Genomic DNA, 14,472 nt, shown 5'->3' on the forward strand with positions numbered 1-14,472 from the left:
CCTGAGCCTGCTCGGTTCCAGCTTCAACATCACGCCGTCGGCCAGGGCACTGCTGCCGTGGGCGGCTTTCGCGCTGCTGCTCGCCTACACCTGCGAACTTCGCCTGCTGCTGGTGGCCGGGCTGGTCTGCTCGGTACCGACATCGCACGCCAGTTCTTCCGCCGCGTGCTGCATCTGGCCGAATGGCAGGGTTTCGTCTCCGACGAGCACTTCAGCGTCGACGGCACGATGATCGAGGCCTGGGCCAGCCACAAGAGCTTCGTTCCCAAGGACGGCAGTGGCCCGGACAAGCCTGCCGGGCGCAACCCGGAAGCGGACTTCAAGGGCAAGACGCGCAGCAACGCGACCCACCAGAGCACAACCGACCCGCAGGCGCGGCTCTACAAGAAGGGCGAGTTCACGGAAGCGAAGCTGCGCTACATGGCGCACGCACTCTCCGAGAACCGCAACGGGCTGGTCGTCGATGTCGAGAGCACGCAAGCCACGGGGCGCGCGGAGTGGGAGGCGGCGATCCGGATGATTGATCGCAGCGTGCACAAACCGGGCGCGACGGTGGGTGCGGACAAAGGTTATGACAGGGCGGAGTTCGTTGCTGCACTCGAACGGCGCGGCATCAAGGCACACGTGGCGCGCAAGGTCAGCGGCAGCGCCGTCGATGGACGCACGGCGCGTGGCAAGGGCTACGCGATGAGCCTGCGCAGGCGGAAGATGATCGAAGAGGCCGTCGGCTGGATCAAGACGGTAGGTGGTTTGCGCAAGACGCGCCACAAGGGGCTGGAGAAGCTCTCGGGTCAGGCGCTGTTTGCGTTCGCGGCGTACAACCTGACCCGAATGCTGAGCCTGATGCGACCGGCTACCGCGTAGAAGGGACAGATGCGCCCGCCGCCTGGCAAGCAGCGGGATGCGAGGGTGAGAGAGCCCTGAATCACACGCCACGGCGCACTTCCGGTGCCGGAAAAAACGAACGGAAGGGCATGATCCGGAAGGATTCAAGGGTTTCTCACCAGCCTATTAACTTCAACGTTAGCGCGCGGAAGGACAATCTCACCTATGCGAGCCATCGTCGGTCAGCTCACTCCTGAACTCGCGGCATTGGTTGGCACTCAGCCGATTGCTAAAGCAGAGCCTCTGCCAGTTGCGACATTCCGCGAGTTGATGCAACACGTTGCTCGCCTGTCCTACGCGAACAAGGATCATTTGTTGTTCTTTCGTGGCCAGGCGACAGATCACAGAAACAAGGCGTCCGCTTCGACGTTTTACCCCTCGATCTACCGAGGCGAACGACTGACACAGTCTGAACTTCAGATTCGGTTTGACGTCTTGTCTTCCGCCTCGAAGCGCCTCGCTGAAGCCTTTCATCGCGAGAAGATTGAAGGCGCCAGCGAAGTAAGGCGACGCAAGTTCATTCAATGGAGCATCTTGCAGCACTACGAGGTCTGCGCCACTCCGCTGCTGGACTTCACCCAGTCCGTTCGAGTAGCTAGCAGCTTCGCGCTGGCAAAGGAGTCACCGGACGATCCGTTCGTCTTTGTCTTCGGCTTGCCGTACCTAACTAACCGGGTGTCAGTCAACTCTGAACACGATCTCGTGAACATCCGACTGCTTAGCATTTGCCCTCCAGACGCTCTGCGCCCTTACTTCCAGGAAGGCTATCTAGCCGGCACGGATGAGGTCACGGACGACTACACGTCAAAGACAGAATTGGACTTCAACAACCGACTGATTGCTAAGTTCCAGATTTCGCGGTCACCAGAATTCTGGGCAGGCGGATTCGATCCAATTCCGACTGAAGCGCTCTACCCAATCGACGATCGGATTCAGGCGCTGTGCTCCGGCATCCAGCGCGAGGAAGGCGGCGGAATTCAGGCAACAGAGCTCGGCACCTTCTTGCAGGCATGGTCAGTCGTCGAGTCACGGCTTCTCACTCTTGCACGTGCTCGGGAGGAACGCGTGTATTCAGTGATGGACGCCATTCGAGTCCTTCAGCGCTCTGAATCGCTGCCGCAAGACCTATCCCATCGCCTAAACAAGCTTCGCCAAGTCCGCAACGCTGCTGTTCACAGCCCGGAGAAGCTAAAAGCGGGGCAGCTCACGTCGGCGTCGGACGAGGTAGCGATGCTTGTTTCTCAGCTGAAAGACATCAGCGGAACGGTGACATGGCCAACCGACACAGCGCCCTAACTTGACGCTCAAGCGGAGCGCCAACGGCTGGCCAGCTTGGCCGTGCGACCGCTGTGGTCCGTCATCGACCGCACGCCCAAGCCGTCCATTCGTCGTCGCTTGGTTTGCTCAACGTAAGGCTTTCCGATGATCACCCCAAGCCACCCAATGAAACGCCTCCACCTCGCATTCCTCGCCACCCTGCTGCTACCCACCGCGCTCTGGCTCGCGGCCGATACGCTGCTGCCCGAGCCGTTCACCTATTTCTCGTTCCGCTCGGTGTTCATGCAGTACAGCGGGGTGATCGCGATCGGCGTGATGAGCGTGGCGATGCTGCTGGCGCTGCGCTCGAAGTGGCTGGAGCCGCTGCTGGGCGGGCTGGACAGGATGTACCGGCTGCACAAGTGGCTTGGCATCGCGGCGCTGGTGGTGGCCGTCCTGCACTGGTGGTGGGCGACCGGTACCAAGTGGATGGTGGGCTGGGGCTGGCTGGTCAGGCCGGCGCGCAAGCCGGGTGGCGGAGAACAACTTGGCGCGGTCGAGGGCTGGCTGCGCAGCCAGCGCGATATGGCCGAATCGGTGGGCGAGTGGGCGTTCTACGCCGCGGTGGTGCTGATCGTGCTGGCGCTGGTCAAGCGCTTTCCCTACCACTGGTTCGTCAGGACGCACAAATGGATCGCGGTCGCCTATCTCGCGCTGGCCTATCACACGGTGGTGCTGACCAAGAGCGCTTACTGGTCACAGCCGATAGGCTGGCTGCTGGCCGCCCTGCTGATCGGCGGCAGCGTGGCGGCGGTGCTGACGCTGACCGGGCGGATCGGCGCCGATCGCAAGGTGCAGGGCCGCATCGTGGCGCTGACCGAATACCCGGGCGTGCATGTGCTCGAGGCGGCGATCGAGGTCGAGGACGGCTGGCGCGGCCACGCGCCGGGGCAGTTCGCCTTCGTCACTTCGGACAGGCGCGAAGGCGCGCACCCGTACACGATCGCGTCGGCGTGGAACCCGGCTGAGCGTCGGCTGGTGTTCATCGCCAAGGCGCTGGGTGACCACACCCGCCGCCTGCGCGAAACGCTGAAGATCGGCATGCCGGTGACGGTAGAGGGGCCCTACGGCTGTTTCGATTTCGAGGACGCGCAGCCGCGGCAGATCTGGGTCGGGGCGGGCATCGGCATCACGCCCTTCATTGCCCGCATGAAGCAGCGCGCCGCCACGGCGGACACGCGGGTGGTCGATCTGTTTCACCCGACGGCCGACTTCGATCAGCACGCCATCGACCGTCTGACCGCCGATGCGGCGGCGGCTGGTGTGCGTCTGCATCTGCTGGTCGATGCCCGCGACGGCCGCCTCAATGGCGAACGCATCCGCGCCGCCGCGCCCGAGTGGCAGTCGGCCAGCATCTGGTTCTGCGGCCCGCCGGGCTTCGGTCAGGCGCTGCGCGCGGACTTCGTCGCCCACGGCCTGCCGGCCGACCGTTTCCACCAGGAACTGTTCGAGATGCGGTGATCGCGGCAAGGCCGCGATCTGTCCGGTCAGCCTGCCTCAGCCGCGCGTCAGCGCTCCGGCGAGCTGCGCCGCATAGCCGCGCAGTACCTCGGCACCCGGCTCCTTGCGCGGCCAGATCAGGCCGACGCCGTCATTGGCGTGGCGCGGCAATACGTGCATGTGGAAGTGGAACACCGTCTGCTCACCCTCCTTGCCGTTGGCCTGCAGCAGGTTCAGCCCCGGCGGATCGAAGGTTTCGCGGATGGCGGCGGCCACGCGCTGCGCGGTGTTCATTACCGCGGCGCCCTCCTCCGGCGTGATGTCGAACAGCGTCGCGGCGTGCCGCTTCGTCGCCACCAGCACGTGACCCGGATTGACCTGGCCGAGGTCCATGAAAGCCAGCGTCAGATCGTCCTCGAACACGCGCGCGGCAGGCAGTTCGCCGGCGACGATGCGACAGAAGATGCAGACGCCGGGCGGTGAGGTATCGACGAATTTCGGCATGAGGGTATCGGCTCCGGTTGCGCAGGAAAGGTCGGGCGCGGTGCGACGTACGGGCAGCGCGCGGTCGGGGCAGACGATACACGAGGTCCGAAAGCCGACAGCCGGCGCCGCGCCTCGCGAACCACCGGAGCGGAATGGCGCAGCGCCCGTCCTACGGGCCGCGGTACTGCCGGCCTACAGCGAACGCCGCCGCACCGACCCACACTGAACGGAAAGGTCGCCGCGTCCGGTGACCCCGCTCCTGGAGGAAACATCGATGATCAAGCTGATTGCCGCCTCGCTCGCCCTTGCACTCGGATATGCGTTTGCCCATCGCAAGAAGACGCCGGCCGATCCGGTCGGCGACTGGGAACGCACGCACGACAGCACCGCCACCGCCCATCCGGAAAGCCAGCAAAGCGCGCCCTGAGGCGCGTCCGGCCTTCCCGGGCAGCGATCTGCATCATCCTTGACCACCGTGCTTGACGGGCGGTCAAAGGGCCTCGAATACTGGCCGGATGCCGATCGACTCAGCCCTTCCGCATGTTGCCGGGGCGGAACGCGCACGACCCGGAACCCTGTCGTCGCCCGCCTACGCGCCGGATGCGTCCGCAGGCTCGCCTGACGCGGGCGGGGCCGCGGACGCCCAGCCGCACCGCTGGTACAGCACCAATCTGGTCGGCGTGCCGGCGCCGGTGCTGGCCAGCCGGCTGTTCAACGAGCACCCTTTGCCGCTGCACATCGCCGGCACGCGCGAGGCGCACCGCGGCCTGTTCGCCTTGCTCGATCGCTGCGCGGATCTGCCGGAAGCGCGCGACGTGTTCGAGCACTACGTCGCCATCGCCTTCGGCCTGCAGCCGGCCGACGCGCCGCGCGACAGCGCCGAGGCGCGACGCTGGCGCTGCAGCTGGCGCCGTCTGCTGCAGGGCTGGGGTGGCGACGCCAACGGCCCGGCCGGCGCCGTGCTGAAAGGCTGGGTCGAGAGCCGCTTCGGTCTGGTGCCCATGTTCCACAAGGCAAGGCTTGAGCGCTTCCCGTCGCCCGCCTGGGTGAGCTATCTCGAAGAGAAGGCGGCCAGCCGCTATCACGGCAACTGCATCCACCAGCAACTCGACCTGTTGTACGAATTCAGCCAGTGGGCGCTCGACCGTTTCGGCCTGCCGCAGCAGCCGCAGGGAGACCATGTGCGGCTGTGGCGCGGCAGCACCCGCGCCGAAGAGCAGCTGGTCGCCGGCCGGCTGCAGGACCGCCAATGCACGGTGCGCCTGAACAGCATCGCGTCGTTCTCGCTGTCGCGCGACGAAGCAGGCTGCTTCGGCGACTGGGTGTTCGAACTGCAGGTGCCGCGCTGCAAGCTGCTGGTGTGGCCCGGCCTGCTGCCCGGACCGGTGCTGCACGGCGAACAGGAAGTGCTGGCGCTGGGCGGCGACTACCCCACACAGGCAAGCTGCCAATGAATCCGCTCTCTTACCACCTATGACTGACGACTTCGACACGCTGTACGACCGCGCCCTCGGCGCCTACCTCGGACTGGCCATCGGCGACGCGCTGGGCGCCACGGTCGAATTCATGCGCCCGCGCGAAATCCGCGCGCAGTACGGCGAGCATCGCGACATCGTCGGCGGCGGCTGGCTGAAGCTCGCGCGCGGCCAGGTGACCGACGACACGACGATGAGTCTCGCGCTCGGCGATGCGCTGCTGGAAGTGGGCGGCGCGCGCCTCGCCAGCGACGAACACATGACGGCGACGACGCGCACGATCGCCGACGCCTTCGTCGGCTGGCTGCGCGGCAAGCCGGTGGATTGCGGCAACACCTGTCGTCGCGGCCTGCAGCGCTACCTGGGCGACGGCAGCCTGAGCGGCCCGCCGAACGACCGCGACGGCGGCAACGGCGCACTGATGCGCAACCTGCCGACCGTGCTGGCGCTGCTACGCGACGACGCGGCGCTGGAACGCTTGAGCCTTGCGCAGGCGCGCATCACCCACCACCACCCGCAGTCCGACGCGGCCACACTGGGCATGGCCCGGCTGCTGGCGCGCATCCTCGACGGCGCATCGCACGACGACTGCTGCGCATGGGTCGCTGACTGGGTGCGCGATAACCCCGCTTTCGCCTTCCAGCCCTACCCCGGCCGCGCCACCGCCTATGTCGTCGATACGGTGCAGACCGTGCTTTACCACTTCGTGAGCCACGCCGATTTCGAAACGGCACTCGTCGCCACCGTCAACATGGGCGATGACGCCGACACCACCGGCGCCCTGGTCGGCATGCTGGCCGGCGCCCGCTGCGGTGCGCGTGCCCTACCGGAGCGTTGGCTGAGCCGCTTGCAACGCGACGTGGTGCTCGCCATCACCGACCAGACCAGCGGGCTGCTGGCGATGAGCCGTCGAGGCTAGATCGCTCCGCTGCCGACCCGGTACTGACGGAGGGCGCCGCCGGGGGCGCCCTCCGTGCCACTCACTCCTGCGTGGTCGCAGCCAGCCCTTCGCGGCGGCGGGTGGGCGGCAAGGCCTTCACCACCGCATCTTCGGTCGCGGCATTGACGCAGTGCGGCTGCTTCCAGTCGCCGTCGAAGCTGATCTGATCGACGCCATCCGGACCGACACCAGCCGGCACGTAGTCGAGCCGCAGCAGGTTACGGGTACGCCACGCGATGGCGTGATCGGCGCAGGAGCTGTCGCCCGACACGCCGAGCGCGCCCAGCAGTTCGCCCTGCGCGCTGTACAGCGCCAGCCCGCCGCCGAACACATTGACGCCGCCCATGCGCTGTCCGACCAGCGGATCGTTCGCCTGCCCCCACGCCGTCGCCGGGCCGGCGTACGCCAGCGCGGCATTGACCGGATTGCTCTCCTGCAGACCGAACAGGCTGCCGCCCGGCTGCGTTGCGCTGTACAGATTGGCGGTGGCCAGGGCCAGCGTGGGCAGGCTGAAGGCATTGGCGGTATTCGCCTTCTGCGCCGAGATGGCCCGGCTGCCCGGCCACTGGCTGGCGTTGCTTTCGCCGGTGAAGGCCACCGCGCACACCGTGCCGCTGCGGCTCACGACGGTGCCCCACATGTCGAGATCGAAGCCGCCGTTGTCGGCGCGCCGGGCGCGGGTGAGCGCCTCACGCAGTTCGGCATGGCCGGGCAATGCCGCGCACTCGGCGGCGAGCGCCTTGATGTCCGCGCCCTGCGGCGCTGCGAAGGCCGGCGCGGCGATCAGACCGGCCAGCACTGCGAAAGAAGTGACGATGGAAGTGTGAAGGGCTTTCATGACTGCATCCTCTGTTGAATGGGTGATGTAGCCAGTATCGGGATGCAGAGAGTGGAAATAAATGGAATGATCAGGATTTCAGTATTCCACTTCGAGGCACACGATGAATTCACTGCAGGACGCGCTGCGCATCTTCGTTGCCGCCGCCGACGCGAAGAACTTCCGCGATGCCGCCACCCGGCTGGGCCTGTCGCCGCAGGCGGTCACCCGGGCCATCCGCCGGCTCGAAGATCACTTCGGCGAAACGCTGTTCCTCCGCACGACGCGGCAGACGCGCATCACCGAGTTCGGCACCGCCAAGGCGGCCGAAGCCGCGGCGACGCTGTCGCAACTCGAAGAGGTGCTGCGGCCCGCGGAGAAGCGCGCGGCCACGGCGATGGCCGGGCGCGTGCGCATCACCGCGCCGCGCGCGCTCGGCCGTCTGCTCGTGCTGCCCATCCTGACCCGGCTCGCGGTGGAGCACCCCGGCATTGCCCTCGACATCCGGCTGTCGGACGAACTGAGCGACGCCGTGGATGAACAGATCGACATCGGCGTGCGCATGGGTGTGCTGAGCCACGCGCGCTACGTGATGCGTCGGGTCGGCAAAGTGGCGTTCGGTGTGCATGCGAGCCCGGCGCTGATCGAACGCGTCGGCCTGCCGCCCTCGGTCGATGCGCTGCACGCGCTGCCCACCAGCGCGCTGATCAACCGCAACACCAACCGCCCGTGGCACTGGTTCTTCAGCCGCGAGCGCACGCTGCTGCCGCAGCAGCCCACCTTCTTCACCGACGACCCGGCGGCCGAATGCGAAGCGGCGCTGGCCGGCATCGCGTTCGCGCAGCTGCCCGACTATCTGGCGCGCGCGCACGTGCGCGCCGGGCGACTGGTCGAGGTGCTGGAGAAGGACGCGCCGCCGCCGTGGGACGTGATGGTGTATCGCCCGCAGCGCGGCCCGGTGCCGGCGCGGGTGCGTCGGGTGTTCGACGCCCTCGTCGCCGGCCTGAAGGACGACGGCCAGGACGGAAGTTGAACCACACGCGGTACTCGGCGATGCGATTTGTGTCGCAAACACTGCGTAGCCGACAGGTCTGTCCACAAAGCGCCACGCCCCTGCAGGGCAGGCGTTAGCACAGCACTTTCAAACCGCCTTGAAGCAGATCAACTCCGTCATTCATCCACCTTCGTGATAGCCGGATAAACCAACATTTCATGATGTGGATCAATGACTTCTCGGCACGCATTCATGTCATGACGATTACACGGGGGCGCCATTCGAGGGGCATGCAACTTGCAATCAGACCGGGTCCGATCCGGACACAACCTGGAGCCCTGAAATGGCTAACGTAACCTTCTCTTCTCCGTTGATGCCGCGCGACCTCACGGTCTATGCGGTGGCCGGCGAACGCGGCACGCTGCTCGCCCTCGCCAAAGCCAACAACATCCCGATTCCGTTCGACTGTCAGGACGGTGAATGCGGCTCGTGCCTGGTGGAGGTCGTGCACTACAGCCCGACCGTGCGCTATGGCATCGCCCTGACCGAAAAGGAAAAGGAGATCCTGCGTCAGCTCGGCAAGATCACCAAGCAGGAAATCATGGACGCCGAAGTGAATGACATGCCGCCGCGTCACCGGCTGGCCTGCCAGTGCTTCGTTCGCGACGAAGATATCGCCGTCGTGTTCGAAGGCGACGTGACCAAGCCGGTGAAGGGACCGGCGCTATCGATCGCCGCCGCGATCTACAAGGGCGGTGTCGGCATCCAGACGCTCGACCAGTTCCTGAACTATGCGGTCAAGGTCGAAGAAGACGCTGCCGTGCACTTCGAAGAACTGGCGGAGCGTATGAACGCCTGTGGCAACAGCGACGTGGCTGCGCTGTTCGCGCAGCTCGGCAGCTATTCGCGCCTGCATCTGGAAGAAGCCAAGGCGAGGTGCGCGAAGTACGAGGTGGTGGAGAACCTACCGGCCAGTTCCGCATGGCCCGACAACACCACCCCGGAAAAGACCGCGCTGTGGGCCGGCGATCCCGCCCTGACGCGTCTCGGTGCGCTCAAGGCCGCGCTGCAGGGCGAACGCCGTGGCTACGAGTTCTACTACGCGATTGCCAACACCACGCGCGACGCGGACATCCGCAAGGTGGCGAAGGAGTTCGTGCGCGAAGAAGCGGAACACGTCGAGAAGCTGAAGCAGTGGATCGAGCAGGAAGAAGCCGCCCTGCGTCGCGCGGCGGAAGCGGTCGCCGGCTGATGCAGGCATGACGGATGAACGGGCGGCGGCGTGGCAGCGGCGTGGCCTCCCGTAAGTCCACCCCGCTGGCGAATACCGGCCCGTTCATTCCGTTCCATCCTGGACCTACCGCACCGGGTGCTGACCCGTCGTCGCCCGGCGTGCACTGCGCCGAGAAGATCACCACGTAGTTGGGCGGTTCGCGGGTAACAGCAAAGCAGGGATTCATCATTGCTGCGCTCCGGAGCCAGCAAGGAGGGCGCAGCTCGCTTTGATCAGCGCAACCGTCCGCTCGCCGACGCGGAACTCACCCGCCGCGACGCACTGCCGGCGCCCGATGCGGTGCGCATGGATGCGGCCGAGCAGCCAGTCGCCCGCGCAGCTCGGGCCGAGGTAGTCGACCGTCAGGCTGGCGGTCACCAGCCGCGCCTGCGCCGGTAACTGTGCGGCGATGAAGCCGACCAGGAAGATGTCGGCCAGCGTGGCGATGACGCCGCCGTGCGTGATGCCCAGCCCGTTGCAGTCGTCGCCGGTGAGGCGCGCCGCGAACAGCTCCTTGCATGCGCCGCCCATGAAAACCGTGCGGCCGCCGAAGAAGGGGCCGCGCAGCACGCGCGGCGTGAAACCCTCCGGCGCGCCGCTGTGCTCAGCGACGGTGGGCGGCGGCATCGAGTGCGTCCTCCAGCTGTTCGTTGCCCCAGTAAAGCGCGTCGCCGACGAAGAAGCTGGGCGCGCCGAACAGGCCGCGCTGCGCGCCCTGCTCGGTCTGCGCGCGCAGCGCCTGCTTCACCTCCGGCGACTGCGCCCTCGCAATCACGGCGTCAGCCGGTTGGCCCAGTTCGCCGAGCAGGCGACGCATCGCATCGACGTCGTCGATGTCCGCGTCATCGACGAAGTTCACTTCGAACACGCGTGTGCAGAAAGCGGCGATCCACGGCGCTTCGGCATGTGCGAGCGCGATGCGCGCGGGCAGCACGCCGTTGCGCGGAAACTGCGACGGCTTGCGCCAGGGCAACGCGTGCCGCGCGCACTGTCGCGCGAGGTCGGTCCACATCCACGCGAACTTGGCCGGCTGCTGCAGGAAGGGCGACGCCTGCCAGCCGGCGGCGCGAAAGATGGGGCCGAGCAGCAGCGGTCGCCACAGCACGCGCACGCCGCGCAGCCGCGCCAGCGTGTCGATGTGCGCCGTGCTCAGGTAGCTGTAGGGGCTGGCGAAGTCGAACCAGTATTCGATGACCGGGTCGTTCATGGCGCGCCCTCAGTCGAACAGCACGAGGCAGCGCGCCTCGATGCTGGCGCGCAGCGGCGCGTCGGCCGGTGCGGCCGGGTCGAGGAAGGCGGCGTGCGGCGTGAAGCGCGACACCCCGCTCGCCTGCGCGTCGTACTGCTTGAACACCAGCACCTCGCGCTTCGTCATGTGCGGGAAGTAGTGCCAGCGGTGCAGCGGCGCGTGCTTCAGCACGTAGATTTCGCCACTGCGGCCAGGGTAGCGGATTTCCGCCGCGACCAGATCCTGCACCATCACCGACCTCGCATCACACAGCGCCAGCGGCGCGTCGATCACCGGCTCGATCAACGGGCGCCACACATTCACCACCGCATAGCGACGGATGCGCGCGCGCGCCGCCTCGTCGGGCAGCACCAGCGCGAGGCGGCGCAGACCGCTCGCCTCCGAGTAGTCGTTATGCACGCGCCCGACCGCCGAGGCCTGGGCGTTCTGCCGGCCGAAGGTGAGCTGCTGTTCGTCGCGGCTGCGCCGGCGGATCTGGTGATCGAAGCACAGCGCGCGAACACCGCCGGCCGCGTCGCAGGCGATGGCCTCGACCTCCGGGTAGTAACGGGCGCGGATCAACGCGTCGTCGGCGAAGTCATCGAGGCGGGTCGGCACTTCGCGCAGTTCGAAGCCGTGACGGTGAAGCAGGAAGTGCTGCGCGGCCGGCCGGGCATCGACGATGTCGACCATGTGCGTGCGGTAGCTGCAGTTCTCCCACGGATCGCCGTCGGGCGGCGGGTACATGTAGTTGAACGGCGCGCCCGTGCTGTCGTGCAGGTAGTCCAGTCCGCCGGTCGTGTGCGCCGGGCGGGCACGGTCGCGATGAAGGAGGCGTTCGTCAGGGATATTCACATGAGGCTCCTGGTGGTCGTCGGGCAGGCACTCGCCGCTGTTGCCGTGCAGATGCGGCCTTCAGTGCCCAGGACTCATGCTGCGGCTTCCGGACGCCTCGATCGAGTGTCTTGATCGACATCAATCAGGCTAATATGGACATCATGAAAACAGCCGTACTCATCCTGCCCGGCGTGCTCGACATCAGCCTGGGCATCACGCTGGACGTGATGAACACCGCCAACCGCCTGTGTCTCCAGGCCGGGCGAGCGCCGCTGTTCGAGGTGACACTGACCGGCACCGGACGACGGCGGGAGCGCAGCGGCTCGGGGCTTGAAGTGGGGCCGCTTGCGCGCATGGCCGATCTGCCGCCGCCCGATCTGGTGCTGCTGCCGGGCGCCAACCGCGCCCAGCGCGATGCGCTGGAGGAATGGGTGGCGACGCGCGAGGTCGTGAAGGCGACGGAACGAGTGGGCGGCTGGCTGGAAGGCGGCGCCGAAGTGGCCGCCTCCTGCGTCAGCACCTTCGCGCTGGCGCAGGCGGGGCTGCTCGACGGGCGCATGGCCACCACCAGCTGGTGGCTGGCGCCGTGGTTCCGCGAGCGCTATCCACGGGTCGATCTGGACATGGCGCGCATGGTGGTCAGCGACGGCCCGATCAGCACCGCTGGCGCCGCGCTGGCACAGGCCGACCTGATGCTCGCGCTGGTGGCCCGCCACGGCTCGGACGAACTGGCGCGCAGCTGCGCCCGCTTCCTGATGCTGGACCACCGCGTGTCGCAAAGTCAGTACGCCATCCCCTCACATCTGGCACGGCAGACGCCGACGCTGCAGCGCGCCGACCGCTGGCTGCAGAGCCGCCTCGGCGAACCGGTCACGCTCGCCATGCTGGCCGACGCGCTGCACATGACGCCGCGCACGCTGAGCCGCCACTTCGCGTCGGCGGTCGGCATGTCGCCCATCCAGTACGTGCAGAAACTGCGCGTCGAGCGCGCCACCCAGTTGCTCGAAACCGGCCACGCCTCGCTGGAATCGGTGGCCGCCCAGGTCGGCTACGCCGACCCGTCGATGCTGCGCAAACTGCTGCGCCGCGAGCGCGGCGTGACGGCGCGGGACGTGCGGTCGCGGTCACGCGCGGCGAGCGACGGAAGCTGACCGAAACGCACCACCCACTGCCTCGCCACCGCTCGATCACAGGCGGTTAAGAAGATCGCGACGTGCTTCATGACCCGCTCGTGCTCCCCAGCAGCCACCCCGAGCGAGGCCCTTGCGCTATGGCCCCCGCGGCTACCTGACCACCAGCGCGTCCGATTCGCTCGCCTGCCAACCGCCCCCCAGTGCCTTGAAGGCAGCGACCGCAGCGCGTACGGATTCAGTCTGTGCCTGAACATGCGCATCGGAGGCACGTAACAGGTTCTCGTCGGCTTGCAGGACTTCGACCAGGCTGACGACACCCTTCTGATACGCCGCAAACGAGGCGTCCCGTGCGCGACTGAAGGCGTCCACACCTCGAGTCAGCACTGCGGCCTGCTCTTCGCGCCTGACCAAGGACGACAGCGCGTTCTCCACGTCTTCGGTTGCCCGCAAGGCGGCAAGTCGATATGCAGAGAGCAGTTCCGCTTCCTGCCCCTTCGCCAGATCGATCTGCGCATCGATGCGGCCGAAGTCGAACAGACGCCAGCGCAGGCCGAGCACGCCTGCGGCCTGACCGGCACCGCTGGTGAACAGATTGCCGCTCGCCACCGAGGTCGCGCTGCCTATCAGTCCGCTCAGAGAAAGTTTCGGGTAGTACTCGGCGATGGCACCGCCAATTCGTGCGCTGGACGCGGCCAGGCGACGCTCGGCCGCGATCAGGTCGGGCCGGCGGCGAAGCAGGTCGGCCGGCGTCCCCGTGGCGACGATCTGCGGGGCAGCCGGAATATCTCGGGTTTCAGCCAACTCCGCCCGATGCGTGCCGGGAGGAGAGCCGAGCATCAGGTCCAGCGCGTTCATGGCGGCGTCCAGACCCGCTTCGAGAACCGGAACCGAGGCCTGAACCTGGGCCAGCGCGCCTTCCGCCTGCCTCACTTGAAGTTCGGCTGCGAGCCCTTTTCCATGCAGAAGCTTGATGGTTGCGAGCAAGTCCTGCTGCGTCCGTACCTGTCGGCGAGCGACGTCCAGCCGGGCCTGCAATCCACGGATGGTGATGTAGATGTCGGCTGTCTGTGCAGTCACTGCCAGACGCGTCGCGACCGCGCCCGCTTCCGAAGCCTGATACTCGGCCCATGCCGCCTCCCGGCCGCGGCGCAGACCACCGAACACGTCCAGCTCCCAACTCGCGGCAACATTGGTTTCGTAGGCACTGCCGTAACGGTCGAAACCGGGCGCCGAATTCAGGATCTGCCCCAAGGGGGTTTCGACCGAGCGATACGCCCTGGCCGCTTCACCGGCGATGTGGCCCGAGGGCAGCAGTGCGGCGTTGGCTGCGCCAAGCCCGGCACGCGACTGGGCGACCCGGGCCGCCGCCTGCGCGATGTCCAGGTTCTGTTCCTGCGCCAGGGACACGAAGCGATCAAGCAGAGGATCATTGAAGGCGGCCCACCAGTTCGTGAGGTCCGCCTGATGCAGAACCTGCCGGCGATCAACAGCCTCCTGCCCGATAAAGACCGGCGAGAGCGCGATCTCGGGCTGTCGATACTCAGGACCCACGGCGCAGCCCGTCAAGACAGCGGCGCTCAGAAGCAGGACGAGGGAGCGGGGATAGGCGAACATTAAGATCTCCCGGAAAGTTGAATGCGTGAAGTG

General features: G+C 67.0%; 15 protein-coding genes. 9 read left to right on the forward strand and 6 right to left on the reverse strand.

Annotated elements, in window-relative coordinates:
- The 3 genes from AC51BJ_RS11615 to AC51BJ_RS11625 form a co-directional block, all read left to right on the forward strand.
- A partial coding sequence (locus tag AC51BJ_RS11615) for an IS5 family transposase (RefSeq protein WP_496280320.1) occupies positions 1-864 on the forward strand: 864 nt, incomplete at its 5' end.
- A gap of 186 nt (positions 865-1,050) precedes the next feature.
- Positions 1,051-2,181 (forward strand): FRG domain-containing protein, encoded by a 1,131-nt coding sequence (locus AC51BJ_RS11620; protein ID WP_496280321.1) that lies wholly within the window; start codon positions 1,051-1,053, stop codon positions 2,179-2,181.
- Positions 2,182-2,328: 147 nt separating this feature from the next.
- Entirely contained in the window at positions 2,329-3,663 is a 1,335-nt protein-coding gene (locus tag AC51BJ_RS11625; RefSeq protein ID WP_496280322.1) for a ferredoxin reductase family protein, read from the forward strand.
- Positions 3,664-3,699: 36 nt separating this feature from the next.
- Here the strand turns inward: AC51BJ_RS11625 and AC51BJ_RS11630 are convergent, their stop codons facing one another.
- Positions 3,700-4,146, reverse strand: coding sequence for an HIT family protein (locus AC51BJ_RS11630; RefSeq protein WP_496280323.1), 447 nt, complete (start codon positions 4,144-4,146; stop codon positions 3,700-3,702).
- A gap of 256 nt (positions 4,147-4,402) precedes the next feature.
- Here AC51BJ_RS11630 and AC51BJ_RS11635 point away from each other — a divergent pair, with 256 nt between their 5' ends.
- The 3 genes from AC51BJ_RS11635 (at position 4,403) to draG (ending at position 6,522) form a co-directional block, all read left to right on the forward strand.
- Positions 4,403-4,555, forward strand: a complete 153-nt coding sequence (locus tag AC51BJ_RS11635; protein ID WP_496280324.1) for a hypothetical protein — start codon at positions 4,403-4,405, stop codon at positions 4,553-4,555.
- Positions 4,556-4,643: 88 nt separating this feature from the next.
- Positions 4,644-5,582, forward strand: coding sequence for an NAD(+)--dinitrogen-reductase ADP-D-ribosyltransferase (locus AC51BJ_RS11640; RefSeq protein WP_496280325.1), 939 nt, complete (start codon positions 4,644-4,646; stop codon positions 5,580-5,582).
- A 19-nt stretch (positions 5,583-5,601) separates the two neighbouring features.
- Positions 5,602-6,522: an ADP-ribosyl-[dinitrogen reductase] hydrolase gene (draG, locus tag AC51BJ_RS11645; protein WP_496280326.1), complete on the forward strand. Its 921-nt coding sequence runs from the start codon at positions 5,602-5,604 to the stop codon at positions 6,520-6,522.
- 61 nt (positions 6,523-6,583) lie between these two features.
- Here the strand turns inward: draG and AC51BJ_RS11650 are convergent, their stop codons facing one another.
- Positions 6,584-7,381, reverse strand: a complete 798-nt coding sequence (locus AC51BJ_RS11650; RefSeq protein WP_496280327.1) for a GlcG/HbpS family heme-binding protein — start codon at positions 7,379-7,381, stop codon at positions 6,584-6,586.
- Between the two features lie 103 nt (positions 7,382-7,484).
- On the opposite strand from AC51BJ_RS11650, the gene AC51BJ_RS11655 reads away from it, so the two are divergent.
- A complete protein-coding gene (locus AC51BJ_RS11655; RefSeq protein ID WP_496280328.1) occupies positions 7,485-8,393 on the forward strand; it encodes a LysR family transcriptional regulator in 909 nt (302 codons plus the stop codon).
- 304 nt (positions 8,394-8,697) lie between these two features.
- Positions 8,698-9,606 (forward strand): 2Fe-2S iron-sulfur cluster-binding protein, encoded by a 909-nt coding sequence (locus AC51BJ_RS11660; protein ID WP_304026877.1) that lies wholly within the window; start codon positions 8,698-8,700, stop codon positions 9,604-9,606.
- A gap of 207 nt (positions 9,607-9,813) precedes the next feature.
- Here the strand turns inward: AC51BJ_RS11660 and AC51BJ_RS11665 are convergent, their stop codons facing one another.
- From AC51BJ_RS11665 to AC51BJ_RS11675, 3 genes are read right to left on the reverse strand one after another with little or no spacing between them, the layout of a single operon-like run.
- On the reverse strand, positions 9,814-10,254 hold the full coding sequence (locus tag AC51BJ_RS11665) for a PaaI family thioesterase (RefSeq protein WP_496280329.1): 441 nt from the start codon (positions 10,252-10,254) through the stop codon (positions 9,814-9,816).
- The gene (locus AC51BJ_RS11670; protein WP_496280330.1) at positions 10,232-10,834 is read right to left on the reverse strand and encodes a 2-hydroxychromene-2-carboxylate isomerase; all 603 of its coding nucleotides are present in this window, start codon (positions 10,832-10,834) and stop codon (positions 10,232-10,234) included. Before AC51BJ_RS11670 ends, AC51BJ_RS11665 begins: the two co-directional genes overlap by 23 nt.
- Positions 10,835-10,843: 9 nt before the next feature.
- Positions 10,844-11,710, reverse strand: a complete 867-nt coding sequence (locus tag AC51BJ_RS11675) for a CmcJ/NvfI family oxidoreductase (protein ID WP_496280331.1) — start codon at positions 11,708-11,710, stop codon at positions 10,844-10,846.
- 143 nt (positions 11,711-11,853) lie between these two features.
- Between AC51BJ_RS11675 and AC51BJ_RS11680 the strand changes: the two genes are divergently transcribed.
- Positions 11,854-12,843: a GlxA family transcriptional regulator gene (locus AC51BJ_RS11680; RefSeq protein WP_496280332.1), complete on the forward strand. Its 990-nt coding sequence runs from the start codon at positions 11,854-11,856 to the stop codon at positions 12,841-12,843.
- A 132-nt stretch (positions 12,844-12,975) separates the two neighbouring features.
- On the opposite strand, the gene AC51BJ_RS11685 is transcribed toward AC51BJ_RS11680, so the two are convergent.
- On the reverse strand, positions 12,976-14,439 hold the full coding sequence (locus AC51BJ_RS11685; RefSeq protein ID WP_496280333.1) for an efflux transporter outer membrane subunit: 1,464 nt from the start codon (positions 14,437-14,439) through the stop codon (positions 12,976-12,978).
- Between the last annotated feature and the right edge of the window lie 33 nt (positions 14,440-14,472).

The organism is Methyloversatilis sp. S146-33 (genome assembly GCF_059552495.1).

Coding starts and splice junctions, on each gene's coding strand:
- AC51BJ_RS11640 (WP_496280325.1), top strand. CDS start 4,644: ATGCCGATCGACTCAGCCCTTCCGCATGTTGCCGGGGCGGAACGCGCA.
- draG (WP_496280326.1), top strand. CDS start 5,602: ATGACTGACGACTTCGACACGCTGTACGACCGCGCCCTCGGCGCCTAC.
- AC51BJ_RS11665 (WP_496280329.1), bottom strand. CDS start 10,254: ATGCCGCCGCCCACCGTCGCTGAGCACAGCGGCGCGCCGGAGGGTTTC.
- AC51BJ_RS11635 (WP_496280324.1), top strand. CDS start 4,403: ATGATCAAGCTGATTGCCGCCTCGCTCGCCCTTGCACTCGGATATGCG.
- AC51BJ_RS11680 (WP_496280332.1), top strand. CDS start 11,854: ATGAAAACAGCCGTACTCATCCTGCCCGGCGTGCTCGACATCAGCCTG.
- AC51BJ_RS11620 (WP_496280321.1), top strand. CDS start 1,051: ATGCGAGCCATCGTCGGTCAGCTCACTCCTGAACTCGCGGCATTGGTT.
- AC51BJ_RS11685 (WP_496280333.1), bottom strand. CDS start 14,439: ATGTTCGCCTATCCCCGCTCCCTCGTCCTGCTTCTGAGCGCCGCTGTC.
- AC51BJ_RS11660 (WP_304026877.1), top strand. CDS start 8,698: ATGGCTAACGTAACCTTCTCTTCTCCGTTGATGCCGCGCGACCTCACG.
- AC51BJ_RS11655 (WP_496280328.1), top strand. CDS start 7,485: ATGAATTCACTGCAGGACGCGCTGCGCATCTTCGTTGCCGCCGCCGAC.
- AC51BJ_RS11670 (WP_496280330.1), bottom strand. CDS start 10,834: ATGAACGACCCGGTCATCGAATACTGGTTCGACTTCGCCAGCCCCTAC.
- AC51BJ_RS11650 (WP_496280327.1), bottom strand. CDS start 7,381: ATGAAAGCCCTTCACACTTCCATCGTCACTTCTTTCGCAGTGCTGGCC.
- AC51BJ_RS11625 (WP_496280322.1), top strand. CDS start 2,329: ATGAAACGCCTCCACCTCGCATTCCTCGCCACCCTGCTGCTACCCACC.
- AC51BJ_RS11630 (WP_496280323.1), bottom strand. CDS start 4,146: ATGCCGAAATTCGTCGATACCTCACCGCCCGGCGTCTGCATCTTCTGT.